The organism is Microbacterium sp. 69-10 (genome assembly GCF_001897945.1).
Taxonomy (GTDB): domain Bacteria; phylum Actinomycetota; class Actinomycetes; order Actinomycetales; family Microbacteriaceae; genus Microbacterium.
The window spans coordinates 36,116-36,616 of record NZ_MKRT01000012.1 but is presented as its reverse complement, the minus strand read 5'-3'; the positions used below and the strand labels follow the sequence as shown (position 1 = coordinate 36,616).

The following is a 501-nucleotide window of genomic DNA, read 5'->3' as shown; positions in this document are numbered from 1 at the left end:
ATGGCTCGCGCGCACCGAGAACCTCGACCTGCACGAAAGCGCCACAGGACGCTGGCTGCGCGACGTCGCCTCCCTCGGCCACTGCGAAGTCGACTGGAAAACCGGGAAATGGTCAGTCGCCCCGCCTGTCATCACCCGGCTCCCATTTGCCGACGGCCTCGCGATCCTCACCGGCGCCCGACGACCGCGACTAGTCCGTGCCCTCGAAGAAGGGGGAATCTACACCGAGCATGCGACGCGCCCCGGTTCGGAGCGCGACATACCCGCACCGCACACGATCTTCATCCCCTACGAGCGAGCGAGCGACCTCGAGGAAGCAGCTGTCGCACTCGGTGCGACCTATGCCGGTTGCGCCGCAGCCGGCATAGCGGCCCTGCTCCGGACTCCACCCCCTCTTAGCGCGAGCGCGCCGCCCGCCTACGACTCGCCATTCGAACAGCTCGTCAGCTTCGGGCCGCACACGTGGGTGCAGGCATCATCCAGCGATCCCCGCCTGCCCGA

Annotated in this window: 1 protein-coding gene; it reads left to right on the top strand. The window is 68.1% G+C overall.

Annotation, left to right across the window (positions count from 1 at the left end; translation table 11 throughout):
• A partial coding sequence (locus tag BGN97_RS04770; protein WP_292698476.1) for a hypothetical protein occupies positions 1-501 on the top strand: 501 nt, incomplete at both ends.